This is a genomic window from Nocardia transvalensis NBRC 15921 (assembly GCF_000308875.1).
Classification (GTDB): domain Bacteria; phylum Actinomycetota; class Actinomycetes; order Mycobacteriales; family Mycobacteriaceae; genus Nocardia; species Nocardia transvalensis.
On sequence record NZ_BAGL01000058.1, the window covers coordinates 95,757 to 99,963 of the forward strand.

Here is a 4,207-nt window from a genome sequence, read left to right on the forward strand (position 1 = left end):
GATCTCCGGTGACGACGGTGGCGCGCACAATGCCGGTGGGCCTTCGTCCGCGACCGGAGCAGCTGGAAGGGAGCTGTGCCATGCAGCATCTGCTTCCTTCGGGTCAGCGACGGTCGCTCGCCGAGCTGACCGATCGGCTCGATCTGGCGGCGGGTGACACGTCGGCGAAGAGGTCGGCGTTCTGGATCATGCTGGTGCTGTCGGCGGTGATCGCGATTTCCGGAGTGGTGGGTGATTCGACCGCGACGGTGATCGGCGCGATGATCGTGGCGCCCCTGTCGGTGCCGATCCTCGGGGTCGGATTGGGCATCGCGACCACGGACGGCCGGCTGATCGGGCGCAGTGCGTCGCTGGTGCTGGCCGGCATCCTGCTGGTGGTGGGTCTGGGGTTCCTGTTCGCGCAGGTGCTGCCGAATCCTGTTGACGTGCTGTCGAATTCGCAGGTGACGGGGCGGACGTCGCCGAAACTCATGGACCTCACCGCCGCACTGGCGACCGGTGTGGTCGCCGCCGTCGCGATCACTCGCCGCGACGTGGGCGACGTCCTGCCCGGCGTGGCCATCGCGATCTCGCTGGTGCCGCCGCTGGGCGTGGTCGGCGTATGCCTCGGGTCCGGCGCACCGGCGCTGGCACTGGGCGCGTTCGTGCTGTTCGCGTCCAATGTCGTGGCGATGATCATCACGACGACCGCGATGCTGGTGGCGGCGGGATACGGCCGGGAGGCACACACCGCCGGGGCGCGGCGCGGGCGCGCCTACCTCGCGCTGGCCGCGGCCCTCGTGCTGGTGGCGGTGCCGATGACGGTCAATTCCCTGACCACGCTGTGGGCGGCGCAGATCGCCGACGCCGCCCGCGACTGGCTGCGCGACTACCCGGGAGCGGAGGTGACGGACGTGTCCCTGCACAGCGACACCGCCACCGTGTCGGTGCTCGCCGCGGACGATCTGCCGCCACTCGCGGATCTGCAACGCGTGGTCGACGATCTCGTGCCGTGGGATCCTCGCGTGGTCGTCGTGCACACCGTCGGCGGCCGGGTCCTGCCCGATCGATAGCCGGTGGATCTCGGCCCGGCCGGACCGTGCACCGACCGCGGCGTTCACCCTGCCGGGGTGAGGCGGGGGCCGCTCAACCGCGGTCTCGTCGCTCGCCGGGAACCGAACGCGGTCACCGCGGAGGACGGAACGGTGTTGTGGGACAACGACACCTCGAACGGGGAATCGGGTACTCCACGCCCTACCCGGGCACGGGCCCGCGAAACGGCCCGTCCCTCAGGGGTCCGAGGCGCGCCGCATGTGTTCTGCGCGGCGGCGGCGTTCCAGGTCACGGTTCCCGTAGGCGGCCTTGCGCACGGTCGTGTCGTTCTCGAGGCCCGAGCCCACCGCGCCCGCGATGGTGCCGAGCACCGTCGCCATGAGCGCGATCGTCAGGTAGTCGCGTACATCGGCCGGGCGCGCCAGGACCGTGGCCAGGTAGCCGGGCGGGATGGTGAGCGCGACCGCGCCCAGCGCCAGCGCGTACAGCACGCCGAAGAAGGTGACCGCACCGACGGCGACCGTCGCGAGGGTCCCGAGATTGCGGAGCGAGAGATCCGGATCGCGCGAGTGGACCGAGCCGGGCGCCCGCCGTTCCCAAAGACTGTGTCTGACAACGATCCACACGGTCAGCGTCAGCAGCGCCGCCACCGTGACCGCGGCCAGCCGCAGCGCCCCGAGCGCCGTGGCGAGCTGCCAGATGCTGGAGTACAGCACGCCGAACGCGGTGCCGGCCAGCGACCCCGCCAGCGCCGTGGACAGCCCGACGATCAACTGCCACGGGCGATTCGCGCGCACCATGCCCGCCAGCAGGGTCACGACACCCCACAGCCGGGCCAGGTACACCGACGCCTCCCCCGCGGCGCCGGGCTCGACGCGCATCGCGCGCCCGGACAGCCGGCCCTCCAGACGCCCCGAGATATCCTCCGCCGCAGCGTCTCCCGGTCGCAGCGCGCCGACGACCGCCACCGCGAGCGCGGTCAACCGCCGCCGCAGCCGGACGCCGCCCAGCGCGGGAACCGACAGCAGCGCTACGCGGCGACGGCCGTCCACGGTCGCCACGGCCACGCCCTGCTCGTCGCGCAGCGGCAGGTCGGTCAGGCACAGTGCCAGATCCCACGAGGTGTCGCGGACATGGTTACGCGCCTTGTCGATCAGATAGTCGTCGCTGGGGTGCATCGCCTCGAACGGGTCACCGAGAGCGTCACCGAGAAACTCGACGCGCCACGCGCACTCGTCGCCCCGGCTCCGCAACGCCGCGGGCAGGTCCTCGACGAGGTGCCGCGCGAGCCGGGCCGGAAGGTCCGGGTCGGCGAGCAGACCGACGGTCACCTCCGGCACATCGCCCTCCTGATCTCTCGGCACGGTCCTGCGGTCGCATATCGAAACACGTGACGGCACGGACATACCCGCAGACGCCGAGTTAATCGCCGCCGTCCGAGCGAATCACGATTCCGGCACCGTGTTGCCAGGGTCAGCGACCGGCCGCCGTCTCGGCAGCGTCGCATCACGCATCGAAACCGTTTCACAAACCGGATAGGAGCGAGAGGGGTGTCACCGTCTGCCCGGCTGGGTAGCTCGCCGCTAGCGAGTCGAACACTTGCGGCTCGACGTCGGTGAGACACTCGGAGCCCAGCACGGCCCGGTCCCGGCGGTTCCAACGGTGATGCGGAGGTGTGCGGGCTCATGGACAACACCGCGATCGGCTGGACACGGACGGAATTCGACGGCTGCGCGGTCGTGCGCCCCGCCGGGACACTGAACAGCCTCACCTATCGGCGATTCCGCGACGATCTCGTGAAGTTCGCCGTCGACGCGCCGCGCGCGGTCATCGTGCCCATCGATGCCCTGACCATCGGCGACGACCCGGCACTGACCGCCTTCAGCGGCGCCTGGCTGCGCGTCAGCACCTGGCCCGCGGTCCCGATCCTGGTGGTTGCGGCGTCAGCCGATCAACGCGCCCGGCTGCGCGCCGGCGCCGTCGACCGGTTCGTTCCGGTACTCCACACCGTCCGATCCGCCGCGGACAGCCTCACCGAGCAACCCCAACGCCGGCGCGCCACCCTCGACCTGGCCTTGACCGCCGCCAGCGGACGGCGGGCACGCCGATTCGTCGAAGACATCTGCCGGCAGTGGACGACACCGGCCACCGTGGGCGCGGATGCCCGCCTGATAGCCACCGAACTCGTCGAAAACGCCCTGATCCACGCCGACACCGACGCCGACATCGAACTGCGGCTCGAACTACGCCGCGGAATGCTCACCGTCGCCGTCAGCGACAGCGACCCGCGCCCGGCCGTCCTGCGCGAACCCGGTCACGGCCGTCCCGGCGGCCTGCACGTCCTCGCCCACATCGCCCGAGCCTGGGGCTGCACACCCCGCCGGCCGCGAGGAAAAGTGGTCTGGGCGACCATCACCTGCCCCCACCACGCCACCGGCGCACCCTCTGCCCCACCGCGCGGGAACACCTAGCCGTCCCGCCCACCAGGCGCTACCCGGCCGGTCCGGGCAGATCGGGTTTCTCCGTCCGCGACAGTTGTACTCCCGCAAGGCCGTTCCAGCACAGGCCGACGGTGGTGGCGACGGCTTCGTGTTTGGGCAGCGCTTTGCCGGTGATCGCCCAGTCTCGCGCGCACGATTGGGCGATCCCGATTAGCTCGGCGGTGACGAGCCAGCCGTGGTCCGCCCGGGGCAACGGATACGGCGCCAGCGCCTGCGACAGGGTCCGAGCGCAGAGGGTGGCGGCCTGGTGCGCCACATGCTGCGCCGAGGGCTCCTCGGCAGCGGCGGCGCCTGCCAGGAGGGCGGCATCACGGGGATGTGTGTCGGCGAAGTCGAACACCGCGGCCACGGTCGCCGTCACGATGGCTGCCATGCCCTCGGCCCGGCCGAGCGCGGCGCCGAGCGTCTCGTCCAGCACGCGCACCGCGTCGTGCAGGACCGCCAGATACAGTTCCAGCTTGCTCGAAAACGACTTGTACAGCACCGGTTTGCTGATCCCGGCGCGACAGGCGATCTCCTCCATCCCCGCCGCCCGATACCCGCAGGCAGCGAACAACCCCGCCGCCGCGATCATGATCACCTGCCGACGTTCCCGCCTGGCCTGCGCTATCGCTGCGTCCACGCCCGGCCACCTCCTCGGCAGCCGACGTTACCGGGGGCGCGTGCGACGGGTG

Annotated in this window: 4 protein-coding genes; 2 read left to right on the forward strand and 2 right to left on the reverse strand. The window is 71.3% G+C overall.

Features of this window, described 5'->3' with window-relative positions; translation table 11 throughout:
• Positions 1 to 80 precede the first annotated feature (80 nt).
• The gene (locus ON41_RS19595) at positions 81 to 1,052 is read left to right on the forward strand and encodes a DUF389 domain-containing protein (RefSeq protein WP_040749122.1); all 972 of its coding nucleotides are present in this window, start codon (positions 81 to 83) and stop codon (positions 1,050 to 1,052) included.
• A 216-nt stretch (positions 1,053 to 1,268) separates the two neighbouring features.
• Here the strand turns inward: ON41_RS19595 and ON41_RS19600 are convergent, their stop codons facing one another.
• Entirely contained in the window at positions 1,269 to 2,372 is a 1,104-nt protein-coding gene (locus tag ON41_RS19600; RefSeq protein ID WP_040749177.1) for a hypothetical protein, read from the reverse strand.
• A 345-nt stretch (positions 2,373 to 2,717) separates the two neighbouring features.
• Between ON41_RS19600 and ON41_RS19605 the strand changes: the two genes are divergently transcribed.
• Positions 2,718 to 3,503: an ATP-binding protein gene (locus ON41_RS19605; RefSeq protein ID WP_051161934.1), complete on the forward strand. Its 786-nt coding sequence runs from the start codon at positions 2,718 to 2,720 to the stop codon at positions 3,501 to 3,503.
• A gap of 19 nt (positions 3,504 to 3,522) precedes the next feature.
• Here the strand turns inward: ON41_RS19605 and ON41_RS19610 are convergent, their stop codons facing one another.
• Entirely contained in the window at positions 3,523 to 4,155 is a 633-nt protein-coding gene (locus tag ON41_RS19610) for a TetR/AcrR family transcriptional regulator (RefSeq protein ID WP_157185546.1), read from the reverse strand.
• Positions 4,156 to 4,207 lie beyond the last annotated feature (52 nt).

Coding starts and splice junctions, on each gene's coding strand:
- ON41_RS19605 (WP_051161934.1), top strand. CDS start 2,718: ATGGACAACACCGCGATCGGCTGGACACGGACGGAATTCGACGGCTGC.
- ON41_RS19595 (WP_040749122.1), top strand. CDS start 81: ATGCAGCATCTGCTTCCTTCGGGTCAGCGACGGTCGCTCGCCGAGCTG.